Origin of the sequence: Sorangium sp. So ce119 (assembly GCF_051524405.1) — a bacterium.
Lineage (GTDB): Bacteria > Myxococcota_A > Polyangia > Polyangiales > Polyangiaceae > Sorangium > Sorangium cellulosum_G.
Genome location: NZ_CP150310.1, coordinates 9,066,836 through 9,082,041 on the forward strand (window position 1 = coordinate 9,066,836; position 15,206 = coordinate 9,082,041).

Below are 15,206 nucleotides of genomic sequence, written 5' to 3' on the forward strand. Positions count from 1 at the left end.
CCGATCCCAAGCGTGTAGAAACCACTTGCGCGGCTGTTTTTCTCTCTTCTCTCTCCGCGCGCGATGCTTCTCTCTGACCAACGATCTGCACAGGTGCACCCGGGGGCCGGCGCAGGAAAGCGGGTGGTTTGGCGGGCACGCCGAGCGTTGGGGGGCGCCGAGTAGACGAATGAAGGGTCGGTTGGGTTCTGTGGAGGTATTGAGCATGAAATCTTGGGTATTCGCTGCGTTTTTGGTTTCCGGTTGCGCCCTCGTGGCATGCGGTGACAACAGCACCGACCCGCCGAGCAACGGCTCCACCACCAGCAGCGGGAGCACCAGCTCCGGCGGCGACGGCGGCAACGGCGGCGGCAACGGCGGCAACGGCGGCGGCAACGGCGGCAACGGCGGCGAAGGTGGCGCGAGCACCACGAGCTCTTCCTCGACCGGGACCCCGACCTGTGAAGACACCGAGGATACCTGCGGCCGCGACACGTATACGGGCTGCTACAAGTGCGCCGCCACCGGGCCTTGCAAAGAGATCATCGATGCCTGCGTGAAGGACAAGGATGGCCCCTGTTTCAAGCTGGCGAGCTGCCTCGATGGCTGCTCCGAGGACAGCGATCCGGCCGCGTGCACCGAAGAGTGCCGCACCGCGAACGCGGATGCTGTCGAAGCCTACGACGCCATCGCCAAGTGCACTGTCTGCCAGGAGTGCGCCGAGAGCTGCGGTGCGGCCGATGAGCCGCTGTGCCAGCAGTGAGGCGCTGAGCTCACCGCAGGTCATGCCTGGAGGGGGCGACGGAGCGTCGCCCCCTCCGGCGCTTTGTGCGCTCCCTGCCAGGACGGCTGTCGTCCGGGCTCCGCTACCCCCGCGGGATCTGCTGTGGCTGCACCCGGGGGGCGCACGCTCGGCGGTGCCCGTGCAGGTCGCCGGGCACCGCCGGGGGCTCCGCAGCGAGCTCCAGAGGCTCCACGGAGGCGCCTCGTCCCTGCCCCACCCTGCCCCGCCGCGACACGGGCCGCCCCCGGGGTGACCCCGGCCCAGGCGCGGCCGTTCCTCGGGGCGGCGCGGCGAAACGCGCGAGGTAGCTCACGAGGTGCCGGCCGGCCCGGCTCGTCGACCTCCGGCCCCGCACCCTCAATCGCGCAGCGCGCGCCGCGTTGCGCCTTCATGGCCCGGGCAACCCGTGGTAACGCTTGGCGGCGCCGCCGATGTGCGGCATCCGACATGGGAAAGAACCTTCTCGTCATCAATGTGGACATCCGCGAGACACGCGTCGCGCTGATCGAAAACGGGATCATCGCTGAGCTGCATCTCGAGCGGGAGAGCTCCAAGGGGACGCTCGGAAACATCTACCTCGGCAAGGTCAGCCGCGTTTTGCCCGGGATGCAGGCCGCGTTCATCGACGTGGGGCTCGAGCGAGCAGCCTTCCTGCACGTCGAGGATCTCATCCGGCCCGACGACTTCGAGGCGTACCTGGCCGGGCACCGCCGCCCCGCGGAGGAGGAACGCGCCTCCTCGCGAGGTCGCGCCGCGCGCGCCAGCGAGGCGCCCGGGCCCGAAGAAAGCGAGGTGCACGAGCTCGCCGGCGCGGAGGCCGCGCCCGAGAGCCCCGGCGCGGCCGCCGAACACCACGAGGCGCACGAAGGCGCCGACTTCGGCGCCGAGGAAGGGCTCGAAGCCGAGGGCGCGCTCGGGGCGGACGGCTCGCTCGAAGAGACCAGCGACGTCCCGATCGACCTGCCCACGGCGCTCGACGTGCTCGAGAGCCCCTCCGGGCAGGCGTTCACCGGCGTGGGCTCGATGGTGGCGCTCGATGAGGCCGACGACATCCCGGAGCCGGAGATCGACGGCGAGCCCGAGCAGGACAGCGCAGAGGACGACGACGACGAGGAGCTCGTCGCGCCCGGCGGAGGCAGCGACGTCGACGAGGCGAGCGCCGACGAGGCGGGGGCGGACGAAGCGAGCTCCGAGGAGGACGACGAGCTCGACGCGCCCGCCTACGACGTCGAGCCGGCCTCCCCGCAGCCGGAAGGAGCGGCCGACGTGTGGAGCGCCGCCGCCGAGCGCCCGGAGGCGCCGAGCGACGCCGCGGCCAGCGACGCGACGGAGACGCTGGCGGGAAGCACGCCGGACCAGCCTGCCGCGCACGCCGTCGCCGCCGAGGGCGCCGCCGCGGCGGACGCGGCGGGCGACGAGGTGCCGCCGGCGGCGCGGGCGCGCAGCGGGCGCACGCGCGGGCGGCGGGACGCGCGGGTGCGCCGGTCGGGGCGGACGCGCGATCGGCGCGCCAACCTGGAAGACGGCAGCGCCGCGCCCGAGGGGGCGGCTCCCGCGGAAGCACGCGAGACGCCGCGCGAGGGCCGCGAGCCGCGCCAAGGCCGCGAGCCGCGCGAAGGGCGTGAAGCCCGCGAGGCGCCGCGCGAAGGGCGTGAAGCCCGCGAGACGCCGCGCGAGGGCCGCGAGGCGCCGCGCGAAGGGCGCGACCGGGGCGGACGAGGGCAGCAGGGCGGGCGCGAGGGGCGCGACCGGGGCGGGCGCGACCAGCGGGCGCGAGAGCGCGGGCGCGAGCAGCCGCGGGAAGGCAAGGGCAAGGGCGCCGCGCGCGGCCAGCAGGGCTCGCGCAACTGGCAGAACGAGCCGCCGCGCATCTCCAAGTCGACGCCGATCCGCGAGGTCGTCCGCGAAGGGCAGGAGGTCATCGTCCAGATCTCGAAGGAGCCGATCGGGACGAAGGGCGCCCGGGTCACGAGCCACATCTCGCTGCCCGGCCGCTACGTCGTGTACCTCCCGACGGTCGATCACATCGGGATCTCCAAGCGCATCGGCTCGGAGAAGGAGCGCTCCCGGCTGCGGGACGCGATCGAGGCGATGAAGCCCCCGCAGGGCGGGCTCATCGTGCGCACCCTCGCCGAGGGCCTCACGAAGAAGCAGCTCAAGGCCGACGTCGGCTACCTCGTGCGCCTCTGGGGCGAGGTGGCGAAGAAGCGCGAGAGCGGCGTGAGGGCGCCGGCGGTGCTCTACACCGAGCTCGATCTCGTGCTGAAGACCGCGCGCGACCTCTTCACCGACGACATCGAGAAGATCGTGATCGACGACCGCGAGGAGTACATCCGCCTGCGGCGCTTCGTCGAGATGTTCATGCCCGAGCGCGCCGACGCGGTGGAGCTCTACGAGGGGACGGAGCCGATCTTCGACGCGTACGGGATCGAGGACGAGATCCAGCGCGCGCTGTCGCGGAAGGTCCCGCTCCCGTCGGGCGGCCACCTGATCATCGATCAGGCCGAGGCGCTCACCGCGATCGACGTGAACACGGGCCGGTTCGTCGGCAAGGGCTCGAAGGATCTCGAGGAGACGATCCTGACCACGAACCTGGAGGCGGTCGAGGAGATCGCCTATCAGCTCCGCTTCCGCAACATCGGCGGGCTGATCATCCTCGACCTCATCGACATGGAGCGCGCCCAGAACCGGGAGAAGGTGCGGCGCCGCCTCGAGGAGCTGCTCGGCAGGGACAAGGCGAAGACCACGCTGAACCGGATCTCCGATCTGGGCCTGATCGAGATGACCCGGAAGCGCACGCGCGAGAGCCTCGGGCGCACGATCCTCGAGCCGTGCTTCTACTGCGACGGGACGGGCCAGCTACAGTCGAAGCAGACCGTCGCCTACGAGATCCTGAGGCAGATACGGCGCGAGCGGATGAACCTGCCCGGCTACTCGGTCGTGGTGAACGCGCATCCGGCGGTGATCGACCTCCTGAAGAACGACGAGCGCATCGCCGTGCAAGAGGCGGAGCGGCTGTTCCAGCGCCGGATCGATCTCGTACCCCGGAAGGAGTACCACCTCGAGCAGTTCGATCTGCAAGGCAGGTAAGGCGCCATGGCGGACGATCAGGGTTCTCCGGAGAGCAGCGAAGGCGAGTCGTTGAAGACGGGACGCAAGGAAGAGCGCGTCACCATCAACAAGGAGTTCGAGTCGTATGACGCGTTCATCAACGAGTACGTGACGAACATCTCGCGGACCGGCGTGTTCGTGCGGTCGAAGACGCCGCTCGCCGTCGGGACGAAGGTGAACCTCAGGTTCACCGTGATCATGGATGACATCGAGACGATCGAGGGCGTCGGCGAGGTCGTGCGCGTGCACGACGATCCGCAGGGGATGGGGGTCGTCTTCACCGAGCTGTCGAGCTACTCGCAAGGGCTCATCGACAAGCTCCTGACCAGCCAGGGTCACCGCGCCCCGAAGGACTAGGCAGAGGGGCTTCGGCGATGTTCACCGGGCTTGTCGAGACGATCGGGGTCCTCCGCCGCCGCAGCGGCGGCCCCGTGGCCCGCGCGCTCATCGAGGCGAGCCTCGGGCCGCTGACGCTCGGCGAGTCCGTGAGCGTCAACGGCGCCTGCCTCACCGTCGACCGCATCGCGCCCGGCGGCTTCGAGTGCGACATGTCCTCGGAGACCCTCGGCCGCACCACGCTCGGCGCGCTGCAGGTCGGCGCGCGCGTCCACCTCGAGCGGGCGACGCCGCTCGGCGCGCGCATGGGCGGGCACGTGGTCCTGGGGCACGTCGACGGGCTCGGCCGCGTGAAGGAGCAGTCGCGATCGGGCGACGCGATCCGCCTCGCGGTGAGCGCGCCGGCCGAGCTCGCGCGGTTCCTGGCGCCCAAGGGCTCGATCGCCATCGACGGCGCGAGCCTCACGCTCAACGCCGTGTCCACGGCGAGCTCTGCGGAGACGTGGTTCGAGGTGATGCTGGTCCCGCACACCATCGAGCGGACGCTCCTCGGCGAGCTCCGTCCGGGCGCGACCGTCAACCTTGAAGTTGACGTGCTCGCGCGCTACGTGGCGCGAACGCTCGAGGTCGCGTCGCTCGCTGGCCTGCGGAGCCTCTCCAGCACGGAGACGCGCGACGGCGACGCTCCGGTCCAGCGCGACGGCGAGCGTGGAAATACGGGAGAGAATGCGGATCACGACGAACGACTCCTCGCAAAGCTGCGCGCGGGGGGATTCTGGTGAGGCTCTGTCAGCCTCGAGCGGCAAGCTCGACCAGGACATGACCTCCGGGGGTCCGATGCCTCACCGGCTGACCATCGACAAGGCGGTGCTCGATCGGGTCAACACCGCGCTGGACCACATCCGCGCGGGCAAGATGGTGATCCTCGTCGACGACGAGGATCGCGAGAACGAGGGCGACCTCTGCATGGCGGCGGAGGCGGTGACCCCCGAGGCGATCAACTTCATGGCGATGCACGGGCGCGGCCTCATCTGCCTCGCCCTGGACGAGGAGCAGGTCGCGCGCCTCGAGCTGCCGATGATGTCGGCGCCAGGCCGGAACGGTCCGCCGCTCGGCACCGCCTTCACCGTGAGCATCGAGGCGCGCACCGGGGTGACGACCGGGATCAGCGCCGCCGATCGGGCGCACACGATCCGGGTCGCGAGCGCGCGCGACGCGAGGCCCGAGGATCTCGTCACGCCGGGGCACGTCTTCCCGCTGAAGGCGCGCCGCGGGGGCGTGCTCGTGCGGACGGGGCAGACCGAGGGGTCCGTGGACCTCGCGCGGCTCGCCGGGCTGCGGCCCGCGGGCGTGATCTGCGAGATCATGAACGACGACGGCAGCATGGCCCGCATGCCGGACCTCGAGGTGTTCGCCGCGAAGCACGGCCTGCTGGTCGTGACGGTCGCGGACCTCATCCAGTACCGGCTCCAGACCGAGCGGCTGGTCCGCCGCGTGAGCGAGCGGCCGCTGCGCCTCGACCTCACGGGCACGGAGTGGACCGCCTATGTCTACGAGGTCATCAACGAGCCGAGGCAGTTCCTCGCGCTGACGAGGGGCGCCGTCGCAACGCAGGAGCCCATCCTCTGCCGCGTGCACTCGGGCTCGACCATCGCGGACCTCTTCAGCTCGACGCCCTTCGACGGCGGCACGAACCTGCGCGAGGCGCTCCTCGCGATCGAGAGCGCCGGCGTCGGCGTGGTCGTGTACATCCCCTCGCGAGGGGACCTGGGCCGCGAGCTGGAGCTGCTGAGGGGCCAGGGCGCCGACGACAGCAGCCCCGTGGTGAAGACGCAGCAGCCGTGGACGCTGCGGGAGTTCGGCCTCGGCGCGCAGGTCCTGGCGGACCTCGGCGTGCACCAGATCCGGCTGCTCACGAACAGCCAGCCGAAGATCGCGGGGATCACCGGGTTCGGGCTCACCGTGGCCGAGCGGGTGCCGCTCGTCTCGATGAAGGGCGAGGCCTGACGCGCGGGCGCGCAGGCGCGCGCGTGCGCATGTAGAAATACGCTCGCACGCGATCGCGGGCGCAGCGACCGCGCACCCCGCGCGGCAGGAGAGAGGAACGGCGGATGGCAGAGCAGGCGGTCGGGCAGGCACAGGCGAGGGTGATCGAGGGCAACCTGGTGGTCCCGCCGGGGGCGCGCTTCGCGGTCGTGGCGAGCCGCTTCAACCACTTCATCGTCGACCGCCTGGTCGAGGGCGCGCTCGACGCCATCGCGCGGCACGGCGGCGCGCTGGAGCGGACGTCGATCGTGCGCGTCCCGGGCGCGTGGGAGATGCCCACCATCGTGGGGAGGATCGCGCACAAGAAGAGCGTCGACGCGATCATCACGCTGGGCGCCGTGATCCGGGGCTCGACGCCCCATTTCGACTACGTGGCGGCCGAGGTCACGAAGGGGATCGCGACCGTGTCGCTCCAGACCGGGGTGCCGGTCACGTTCGGGGTCCTGACGACCGACTCGATCGAGCAGGCGGTCGAGCGGGCGGGCACGAAGCATGGCAATAAGGGGTGGGAGGCCGCCGTCAGCGCGATCGAGATGCTCGCGCTCGGCGCGTCGCTGGACGCTGCTGGCCTGTAGACGAAGGTTGTGAGAGATGGGTGCGCGCTCGACCGGCCGCGAAGCGGCCTTGCAGATGCTGTTCGCGGTGGAAGCTGGCGGGAACTCGGCGCCGCGCGTGGTCGCGACGTTCTGGCGCGAGACGCCGGGTGACCCGGAGGGGCGCGCCTACGCGGACGAGGTGGTGCTCGGCGTCGCGAAGGACCTCGCGGCCGTGGACGAGGCGATCCGCAAGGCGAGCACGAACTGGCGCCTCGAGCGGATGGCGCGCGTCGACCGGAACGTCCTCCGGCTCGGCGCGTGGGAGCTCATGAACCACCCGGAGGTGCCGCGCGCGGTCATCCTCGACGAGGCGGTGGAGCTCGCGAAGCGCTACGGCAGCGAGGAGAGCGGCGCCTTCGTGAACGGCGTGCTCGACCGGGTCGCCGAGAACCTCGGCCGCGTCGATCGGGATCGCTGAGCGCGCTGAGCGCCGCCGCGCGCAGCGCGCGCGCTCACCACGCGGCGCTCGCGCTCACCACTTCAGCCACGCGACCGTGACGCCGTCGCCGCCCTCGCTGGGGCCGCCCGGGCGGAGGCGCGCCACGTAGGGGCTCGCGCGCAGCGCCTCGCGGACGGCGTCGCGCAGCGCGCCCGTGCCGTGCCCGTGGACGAAGAACGTGACCCTGCGGCCCGCGCCGAGCGAGCGGTCGAGGAACTGCTCGGCCATCGCGACCGCCTCGTGCGCGCGCAGGCCGCGGAGATCGACGGTGTTGTCCGCCGTCTGGATCGGGACGTCCGGATCGGCCGCGGCGTCGAGGTCGACGCGGCGCTGCGGCGGCGCCGCGGCGGGCGGCGGCGCGCCGGTGCCGCGCAGCTCGGCGATCGAGGTCGTGAGCTTGAGCGCGCCGGCGGCGACCCGGAGCTGGCCGCCCGAGAGGACCTCGACCACCTCGGCCTCGGCCCGCAGGCGGGGCACGTAGACGCGGCTGCCGACGCGGATCGCGGCCGGATCGACGGCCGGGCGCGCCGGCGGCTCGTCCTTCGGGCGCAGCTCGAGCTCGCCGCCGATCGACGTCTTCTGCCCCACCGCGTCCATGACGCGCGCGGCCGCCCGCACGTCCTCCTCGGTGGGCTTGCCGCGCAGGCGCGACTGCGCCGCCTTGAGGTCCTCGCGCGCGCGCCGGAGGCTCGCGAGCAGCGCCTCGCCCTCGCGCGTGATCACGCCGCGCTCCTTCTCCCGGAGCCGCCCGATCTCGCCGTCGAGCTCCCGCCGCTTCGCGCGGGCGGCGGCCGCCTCGCGTTCGGCGTCCTCGCGCGCGAGCTCGAGCGCGCGGCGCTCGGCGGAGAGCTTCTCGACCATCTGCTCGAAGGTGACCGCCTCCTTCGTGAGGAAGCGCTCGGCCCGCTCGAGCACGGCGCCGGGGATGCCGAAGCGCCGCGCGACGGCGAGCGCGCTCGAGGCGCCGGGCACGCCGATCACGAGCCGGAAGGTCGGGGCCATGGTGGCGAGATCGAAGCCGACCGAGGCGTTCTCGAAGCGCGGGTCGCCGAGCGCGAGCGCCTTGAGGCCCTCGTAGTGCGTGGTGCAGACGACGGTGCCGCCGCGCGCGCAGAGCGAGTCGAGCACGGCCGCGGCGAGCGCCTCGCCCTCGCGCGGGTCGGTGCCGCCGGCGAGCTCGTCGAGCAGGACGAGGGCGCCGGGGCGCGTCTCGCCGAGGATCTGCCCCAGGTTCTGCACGTGGGCGCTGAAGGTCGACAGGTTCTTGTGGAGGTTCTGCTCGTCGCCGACGTCGGTCAGCACGACGTCGAAGAGCGCGACGCGCGAGCCCTCGCGCGCGGCGATCGGCAGGCCGGCGCGGACCATCAGCGCCGCGAGGCCGAGCGTCTTCAGGGCCACCGTCTTGCCGCCGGCGTTCGGGCCGGAGACGATCATCGCGCGGCCCGCGCTCATCGCGAGGTCGCTCGGGACCACCTTCACGCCGTCGAGCGCGAGGAGCGGGTGGCGGCCGCCGTTGAGGACGATCGAGGTCGGTCGCGGCGCGCCGTCCGAGGCGCCGCGATCGGCGAAGGCGTCCTCGGGGACGTCCGGGAAGGTGAGATCGAGGTCCCGCGCGAGGCGCGCGGCGGCGGCCCGCACGTCGGCGTGCGCCAGCGCGCGAGCGGCGGCCGCGACGCTCTCGATGTCCTCGGCGACGCGGGCGGTGAGCGCCGCGTAGATGGCCTGCTCCTCGCGCGCGACCTCGGCGTCGACCATCTTCATCCGGTTGCCCGTCTCGACGAGCACCCGGGGCTCGACGAACACGGTGGCGCCGCTCGCGCTGGTCGCGTGGACGATGCCGGGGAAGCGCTCGTGCGCGTCGGAGCGCACCGGGAGCACGTAGCGCCCGTCGCGCTCGGTCCAGTAGCGGTCCTGGAGGATGTCCTCGTGCTTCTGGATCAGGTCCTCGAGGCGGCGGACGAGCCGATCGCGCACGGCGCGCCGCTCGGCGCGGAGCGCCTCGAGGCGGGGCGAGGCGCGATCCGAGAGCGAGCCGTCCGGATCGAAGGCCGCCGCGAGCTCGCGCGCGACGGCGTCGAGCTCCGGGTTGGTGGCGCACGCGGCGAAGAGCGTGGGCGCGATCTGCCGCCGGCCCTGCAGGTACTGGCGCGAGGTGCGCGCGGCCTCGAGCAGGCCGAGCACGGCGCGGAGCTCCTCGTTCGCGAGCGAGGCGCCGATGCGCGCCCGGTCGAGCGCGTCCTCGAGCTCGGCGACGTCGCGCGACGGCAGCGGCTCCCCCGCCCGGGCGAGCTCGAACGCCTCGCGCACCTCCGCGAGCATGGTGAGCGCCTCGGCGCGCGTGGACGCGAACGGCAGGGCCCGGGCGAGCCGCTTGCCGGCGCGCGACGCGCAGCGCTCGGCGAGCGCCTCGAGGATGCGGTCCCACTCCAGATCGGCGCGGGTCTTGGTCGGACAGGGGTCTGCGAAGGGCCCTTGGGGGTTGTAGTCCATCACGCTTCGGTCGGATCGCGGGCCACGCCGCCGGCCCCGCTCGGCATCGGGTTCTGCTCCTTCTCGAGGTAGCGGAAGATGGTGCGCGGGTCGACGCCGAGGTCGCGGGCCGTCTGCGTGCGGTTGCCGTTGTTGCGCTCGAGCGCCTCGAGCACGTAACGCCGCTGGAACTCCTCCTTCGCCTTCTCGAGCGGCATGATGGCCGTCTCGGCGCCGGGGCCGAGGTCGAGGTCCTCCGCGGCGAGGAGCGCCTGATCGCAGAGGACCAGCGCCTTCTTGATGCGGTTCTCGAGCTGCCGGATGTTGCCCGGCCAGGAGTACTTCTTGATGGCGGCGAGCGCGGCCGGGCTGAAGCCGCGCACGGCGCTGCCGAGCTCATCCGCGTACTTCGAGAGCAGCACCTTGGCGATGATCAGCACGTCGTCGCCCCGGTCGCGGAGCGGCGGGAGCCACAGGTTCACGACGTTGAGGCGGTAGTAGAGGTCCTCCCGGAAGTTGCCGGTGCGGATCTCCTCCTCGAGGTTCCGGTTCGTGGCCGCGACGATGCGGATGTCGACCTTCTCGGGCTTCGAGTCGCCGACGCGGAAGACGACCCGCTCCTGGAGCGCGCGGAGGAGCTTCACCTGGAGGTTCAGCGGGAGCTCGCCGATCTCGTCGAGGAACAGCGTGCCCTTGTCGGCGATCTGGAATTTGCCCGGGCGGCTCGCGATGGCGCCGGTGAAGGCGCCCTTCACGTGGCCGAAGAGCTCGCTCTCGATGAGGTTCTCGGGGATCGCGCCGCAGTTGATGGTGATGAAGGGGCCGCCCTCGCGCTGGCTGCGCCGGTGCAGCTCCCGCGCGATGAGCTCCTTGCCGGTGCCCGTCTCGCCGGTGATGAGCACGCTGATGTCGGTCGCCGCGACCTTCTGGAGCTTGCGGAACACCTCGACCATCGACGGACAAGCGCCGATGATCTCGCCGAATTTCTTGTCGTGCAGCTCGGCGACGAGCTTCGCCTTGTCGGCCCGGAGGGCGTTCAGGAGCATCGCGTTCTGGAGGATGAGCGAGGCCTGCGACGCGAAGATGCTGAGCAGATCGAGCTGGGCGCGGTCGAAGAGGTGCTTGATCTTGTCGTTGCCGACGTAGAGCGCGCCGATGATCTGGCCCTGCGACAGCAGCGGCGCGCACATCACGCTGGAGAGCTTCATCGCGATGACGCTGTCGCTCCGGCCGAACAGCGTGTCGGCGAGCGCGTCGGAGACGATGACGGGGCGGCCCGAGGCGATCACCTGCCGCACGATGCTGTCCGAGATGCCCCCGGCCGCGTCGGTGATCGCCTCCTTGCGGACGTTGCGCGACGCGCGCACCGCGAGCTTGCGGTCGCCGCCCGCCGTCGGCGCGGCCAGGGTGCCGCCGCGCACCGCCGTGTCGGCCGCCGCCTCCGCGCCCTCCAGGAGCAGCAGGAACCCCTTGTCGGCGTGGGTCAGCTCGATGACGTCGTCGAGCATCGCCTCGAGGAGCTCGTCGACGCTGCGCCGGTTGATGAGCTTCTCGCTGAAGGCGAACAGCTTGCGGACGCCGGCGAGCTCCGAGGAGACCTGCGGCGACGCGGGCCGCTCCGCCCCGTCGTCGCCCGCCGGGAGCCGCTCCTGGGCGGTCGGCGCCTCGGCGAACATCGAGAACCCGATCTCGACCGCGCCGAGCTGGAGCCGGTCGCCGTGCACCAGGCGGGCGCGCCGCTTCTTCTTGCCGTTGATCGCGATCTCGCCGTCGCGCTCGCACTCCTCGAGCACGAAATCGCGACCGTCGAACACGATCTGCGCGTGATGCTCCAGCACCCCGGCCCCCGTGACCGCGACGTCGTTTCCGAGCGCCTTGCCGATCGTCGTGACGGGCTTGTGGACGCTGTACAGGCGTGGCGCGCCCTCGGAGACAAAATACTTCAGGGTCGGCATCGAGAGGAGCATAGCAGGCGCGCCGCGGCCCCACGCAGCCGTGTTGCCCGGCGCGCCGCGGCTACCAGAGCTCTCCGAGGACGACCGCGCCCATGCCGCCGCGGTAGGGTACGAGGCTTCCGCCGAGCACGCGCGCGAACGCGGGGCGGCCGCGGTCCTCCTCGTCCGCGGCGAGCTCGCCGCTGCGGTCCGGTGAGCCGAGGAACAGGGCGCCGGCCACGAGGCCGAGGGTGCCCGCCGCGCCCTGGGCGATGAGGCCGCGGCGCGGGTCGTGATCGCTGCCGATGTACGCGAGGTAGATGGGCAACGACACGACCGTGCCGATGCCGAGGCCGCCCCACATCCACGCGAGCTGGTTCCACGAGGGCGTCCAGGCGATGGACAGGCCGACCGCGCCCGCGGTCGCGACGTTGAACCCGATCAGGCCGCCGAGCGAGACGCTGTCGTTCGACTCTCTCCAGCTTCCATTGCTGGCGGCGGCCCCGAACTCGCTGCCGATGAGCGAGCCCCACACCGCGGCCGAGGCGAGGAACATGTTGGTCTGCGGCTTCGGCCGGAGCAGGTAGTAAAACCCGAGGCCCGCCGCGCCGCCGACGGTGGAGCCGATCACCTCGGCGGTCGCGAGCCCGAGGAAGCCCCACTCCTTGCCCTCCCGCGCGGAGACGTACTGGTAAGAGGCGATGCCGAGCCCCTCGCCCGCGCCGATCACCATGCCCGTGGCGATCGCGGAGGGCAGGCCGCGCGGCATCGGCGGCGAGTCGAGGAAGTAGACGCCCACGGGCGCCGCCACGCCGAGGACGGCGGGCGCGATGAACTGCACGCCGGGGTCGTCGATGCCGACGAGCGCGTCGAACCAGATGCCGGTCCCGACGCCGTAAGCCACGGACGTGGCGTAGAGGTAGCCGACCTCGAGCGGCGTCGATTTGGGCTGCGCTTTCTGCTGCGGGTACGCGTAGCCGCCGTACGGGCCGGGAGGCTGGCCGTATGGAGCCCCGTACGCGCCGCCGGGCTGGCCGCCGTAGGGCGGCGCGCCGTACTGGGCCGAGGCTGTCCAGCCGACGCTCGACACGAGGAACGCGGAGAGGAGACTCACGAGAGGTCGTGTGTTCATCGCGCCGCCACTCTACACGCTCGCGAAAGGCGCGGCGCGCGCGCCGCGCGAGAAAGCGCCTTCCCGCGAGCGGGCTCCGCGCCTCACTCCTTCGTCAGGGCGCGGGTCATCAGGTCGACCACGGCCTGCTGCGGCGGCTTTCCCTCGTAGAGCATCCGGTACACCTCGACCGCGATCGGCGCGCTCACGCCCAGCTGGTTCGCGAGCTCGTACGCGCTCTTCGCCGTCTTCACCCCCTCGGCGACGTGGCCGAGGCCCGCGAGGATCTCGTCGAGCTTCCGTCCCCTGCCCATCTCGATCCCGACGGTGCGGTTGCGCGACAGCTCGCCCGTGCACGTGAGCACGAGGTCGCCCATCCCGGAGAGCCCCGCCAGCGTGAGCAGGTTCGCGCCCTTGGCCGCCGCCATGCGGGCCATCTCCGCGAGCCCGCGCGTGATGAGCCCGGCGCGCGCGTTGTGGCCAAGGCCGAGGCCGTCGCAGATGCCGGCCGCGATGGCGACGACGTTCTTGAGGGCGCCGCCCACCTCCACGCCCACGACGTCATCGGACGAGTAGACCCGGAAGCGATCGGTCGCGAGCATCCGCTGCACCGCGTGCGTCTCCCGCTCGCTCCTGCCCGCCACCACGACCGTGGTCGGCTGACCGGCCGCGACCTCCCGCGCGAAGCTCGGGCCCGACAGGTACGTGAGCCGCGGCTCGGCGTCGCGACCGAGCTCGTCGACGAGCACCTCGCTCATCAGCATCAGCGAGTCGTTCTCGATCCCCTTCGTCGCGCTGCAGACGAGCGCGTCGCGCGGGATGTGAGGGCCGGCCTCGCGGACCACCTCGCGCAGCGCGTGCGATGGCACGACGACGAGCGCGAGCTCCGCGCCGCGGAGCGCGTCCTCGAGATCGCTCGTCGCGCGCAGGCTCGCGGGCAGCTCGACGCCCGGCAGGTACCGGTGGTTCTGCCGCTCGGCGCCGATCCGGTCGGCGAGCTCCCCCTGGTGCGCCCACAGCGCGGTGGGGTTGCCCTTGTCCGCCAGCAGCTTCGCCAGCGCCGTGCCCCACGCGCCGGCCCCGATCACCGCGACGTTCGCCATGGCGGCGACCCTACCACCACCGGCGCGCCGGACCGAAAGCGACGTGCCCCGCGCGGCGCGACGCGGCGCGCCGCTCGATCCGCCGGTGTTTCGATTATGCTGCGCCCATGCTCTTCCGCACCGTCGCGCTGCGCGCGCTCGGCCTCGCGCTCTGCCTCTCCCTGATCGGGACGGTGTGCGGCGCGTGCGGCCAGGGCGCGCTCGGCGTCATGCCGGGCGTCGTCAACGATCCGGGCAACCTGTCCCTCCGCAGGGCCATCCTGTCCTTCGCGACGAGCCAGCTCTGCAGCGAGATGCGGAAGCGGAGCGTGCCGCTGCGCCTCCGCGACGACGACCCGGTGACGGGCCGGTTCTACCCGGGCTCGTGCGTCGCCCAGGAGCTCGCGAACGGGAACCTCTTCCTCCAGTTCGGAGGGAGCGGCGTCATCTGGACGAACCTGACGAAGCGCATGAGCTTCGACGCGAGCGCCGCGGTCGAGTACGAGCACGACTTCCTGATGGATGGAGACACGATGTACGTGTACTTCCGTCAGCGCTCGACCACGGCCGCGAGCTTCACGACCAGGCTCATCGAGCAGCCCGCCGCGATCTCGCTCGGCGGGGTGTCGCTCGCGCAGGGCAGCGCGTACGCGAACGCGCTCGGCGCGCAGCTCGTGAAGACCGAGCTCGCCCGCGGCTTCACGGTGATCCGCGACGACGACGGCGCGGCGCAGTTCGGGCTCGGCATCGTCGAGAAGGGCCAGCGGCCCCGCGCCCCCTACCAGCGCCGCGACAACGGCAAGCTGCTCCTGGCGAACGAGCGGACCGAGGTGCACCAGGACCAGCGCGACTACATCGGCCCGCTGGAGATCACGGGCAGCGGCGAGGCGATGACGCTCACGATCGCCGTCGATGGAGCGCCGGGCGTGGACGTGATCGTCGTGCCGCGAGGCAGCGGGGAGCCGTGGCTCCAGGCGTACCTGACGCAGCCCGCGCCGGCGCCGCTCGTGGCGGCGCCGCTCCTGGACGAGCCGGTGTACTCGGGCGCCCCGTGGCGGCGGACGGTGCCGCTGCCCGAGGGGCAGTACTACCTGGTCATCGACAACACGAGCGCCGCTGGGCGGACGCAGCCGACGACATACGCCCGCGACGACCGGGCCGCCCTCGTGAGCTACGCCGTCGAGATCGGGGACGCGCCGTGACGGCCGGCGTCGGGGACGCGCCGTGACGACGCCGCGCGGACTGCGCGGACAACGTGGATGCCGGCGACGGACGGCGGATCGGCCCCCGCGCCTGCGCACTTGCCGCGGCGGGGGTCG

General features: G+C 72.3%; 12 protein-coding genes. 8 read left to right on the forward strand and 4 right to left on the reverse strand.

Features of this window, described 5'->3' with window-relative positions; translation table 11 throughout:
- The first annotated feature begins 190 nt into the window (after positions 1-190).
- From WME76_RS34175 to nusB, 7 genes are all read left to right on the forward strand, one after another.
- Positions 191-742: a hypothetical protein gene (locus WME76_RS34175; RefSeq protein ID WP_437962186.1), complete on the forward strand. Its 552-nt coding sequence runs from the start codon at positions 191-193 to the stop codon at positions 740-742.
- Between the two features lie 468 nt (positions 743-1,210).
- Entirely contained in the window at positions 1,211-3,853 is a 2,643-nt protein-coding gene (locus WME76_RS34180) for an Rne/Rng family ribonuclease (protein WP_437956410.1), read from the forward strand.
- 6 nt (positions 3,854-3,859) lie between these two features.
- Positions 3,860-4,231, forward strand: coding sequence for a PilZ domain-containing protein (locus tag WME76_RS34185; RefSeq protein WP_061616482.1), 372 nt, complete (start codon positions 3,860-3,862; stop codon positions 4,229-4,231).
- A gap of 17 nt (positions 4,232-4,248) precedes the next feature.
- Positions 4,249-4,992 carry a riboflavin synthase gene (locus WME76_RS34190; protein WP_437956411.1) on the forward strand — a complete coding sequence of 248 codons (744 nt, stop codon included), beginning with the start codon at positions 4,249-4,251 and terminating at the stop codon, positions 4,990-4,992.
- A 37-nt stretch (positions 4,993-5,029) separates the two neighbouring features.
- Positions 5,030-6,217 carry a 3,4-dihydroxy-2-butanone-4-phosphate synthase gene (ribB, locus tag WME76_RS34195; RefSeq protein ID WP_437956412.1) on the forward strand — a complete coding sequence of 396 codons (1,188 nt, stop codon included), beginning with the start codon at positions 5,030-5,032 and terminating at the stop codon, positions 6,215-6,217.
- 104 nt (positions 6,218-6,321) lie between these two features.
- A complete protein-coding gene (gene ribH / locus WME76_RS34200; protein ID WP_437286392.1) occupies positions 6,322-6,831 on the forward strand; it encodes a 6,7-dimethyl-8-ribityllumazine synthase in 510 nt (169 codons plus the stop codon).
- A 16-nt stretch (positions 6,832-6,847) separates the two neighbouring features.
- A complete protein-coding gene (gene nusB / locus WME76_RS34205) occupies positions 6,848-7,270 on the forward strand; it encodes a transcription antitermination factor NusB (protein WP_061608535.1) in 423 nt (140 codons plus the stop codon).
- Between the two features lie 54 nt (positions 7,271-7,324).
- Here the strand turns inward: nusB and WME76_RS34210 are convergent, their stop codons facing one another.
- The 4 genes from WME76_RS34210 to WME76_RS34225 all read right to left on the reverse strand — a co-directional run bounded on the left by WME76_RS34210 (position 7,325) and on the right by WME76_RS34225 (position 13,908).
- Positions 7,325-9,781, reverse strand: a complete 2,457-nt coding sequence (locus WME76_RS34210) for an endonuclease MutS2 (protein ID WP_437956413.1) — start codon at positions 9,779-9,781, stop codon at positions 7,325-7,327.
- The gene (locus WME76_RS34215; RefSeq protein WP_437956414.1) at positions 9,781-11,727 is read right to left on the reverse strand and encodes a sigma 54-interacting transcriptional regulator; all 1,947 of its coding nucleotides are present in this window, start codon (positions 11,725-11,727) and stop codon (positions 9,781-9,783) included. Before WME76_RS34215 ends, WME76_RS34210 begins: the two co-directional genes overlap by 1 nt.
- A 49-nt stretch (positions 11,728-11,776) precedes the next feature.
- Complete coding sequence (locus WME76_RS34220; protein WP_437956415.1) at positions 11,777-12,826, reverse strand: hypothetical protein; 1,050 nt, start codon at positions 12,824-12,826, stop codon at positions 11,777-11,779.
- Positions 12,827-12,909: 83 nt separating this feature from the next.
- A complete protein-coding gene (locus WME76_RS34225; RefSeq protein ID WP_437956416.1) occupies positions 12,910-13,908 on the reverse strand; it encodes an NAD(P)H-dependent glycerol-3-phosphate dehydrogenase in 999 nt (332 codons plus the stop codon).
- A gap of 107 nt (positions 13,909-14,015) precedes the next feature.
- Between WME76_RS34225 and WME76_RS34230 the strand changes: the two genes are divergently transcribed.
- Complete coding sequence (locus tag WME76_RS34230; RefSeq protein ID WP_437956417.1) at positions 14,016-15,089, forward strand: hypothetical protein; 1,074 nt, start codon at positions 14,016-14,018, stop codon at positions 15,087-15,089.
- Positions 15,090-15,206 lie beyond the last annotated feature (117 nt).

Coding starts and splice junctions, on each gene's coding strand:
- WME76_RS34180 (WP_437956410.1), top strand. CDS start 1,211: ATGGGAAAGAACCTTCTCGTCATCAATGTGGACATCCGCGAGACACGC.
- WME76_RS34190 (WP_437956411.1), top strand. CDS start 4,249: ATGTTCACCGGGCTTGTCGAGACGATCGGGGTCCTCCGCCGCCGCAGC.
- ribB (WP_437956412.1), top strand. CDS start 5,030: ATGACCTCCGGGGGTCCGATGCCTCACCGGCTGACCATCGACAAGGCG.
- ribH (WP_437286392.1), top strand. CDS start 6,322: ATGGCAGAGCAGGCGGTCGGGCAGGCACAGGCGAGGGTGATCGAGGGC.
- WME76_RS34185 (WP_061616482.1), top strand. CDS start 3,860: ATGGCGGACGATCAGGGTTCTCCGGAGAGCAGCGAAGGCGAGTCGTTG.
- WME76_RS34215 (WP_437956414.1), bottom strand. CDS start 11,727: ATGCTCCTCTCGATGCCGACCCTGAAGTATTTTGTCTCCGAGGGCGCG.
- WME76_RS34210 (WP_437956413.1), bottom strand. CDS start 9,781: ATGGACTACAACCCCCAAGGGCCCTTCGCAGACCCCTGTCCGACCAAG.
- WME76_RS34230 (WP_437956417.1), top strand. CDS start 14,016: ATGCTCTTCCGCACCGTCGCGCTGCGCGCGCTCGGCCTCGCGCTCTGC.
- nusB (WP_061608535.1), top strand. CDS start 6,848: ATGGGTGCGCGCTCGACCGGCCGCGAAGCGGCCTTGCAGATGCTGTTC.
- WME76_RS34220 (WP_437956415.1), bottom strand. CDS start 12,826: ATGAACACACGACCTCTCGTGAGTCTCCTCTCCGCGTTCCTCGTGTCG.
- WME76_RS34225 (WP_437956416.1), bottom strand. CDS start 13,908: ATGGCGAACGTCGCGGTGATCGGGGCCGGCGCGTGGGGCACGGCGCTG.